At 66.5% G+C, this 281-nt stretch carries 1 pseudogene; it reads right to left on the bottom strand.

What is annotated here, in order from left to right:
- A pseudogene (locus B1964_RS29820) lies at window positions 1-281 on the bottom strand (HNH endonuclease); the annotation flags it as partial.

Raw genomic sequence — 281 nt, 5'->3', positions numbered from 1 at the left:
TCGGCCGACATTTTCTCGTCGAACGGCACTGCCGCCGGGATACGGTCGAGGACGTCGATCACCACCGCCGCATGCGACGAGCCGGCCGCACCGGAGGCCATCGCCTCGGCCAGTGCCGGATATTTGGGGGCGGCGACCTCGCCGGTGAAGGTGTGGAAGGTGGCGGTCGCTTTCAGTTGTTTCCACCGCCGCCACGGTTCCGACACACGGAGTAGGCCGATCATGGCGTCGGTGATCGACCCGAACCCGTACTCGCGGGCCAGATGGCGGTCGGAGAATTC

Origin of the sequence: Gordonia sp. i37 (assembly GCF_002043085.1) — a bacterium.
Classification (GTDB): domain Bacteria; phylum Actinomycetota; class Actinomycetes; order Mycobacteriales; family Mycobacteriaceae; genus Gordonia; species Gordonia polyisoprenivorans.
Note: the sequence above shows the minus strand (reverse complement) of the source record. Positions and strands in the feature narration are given on the sequence as shown.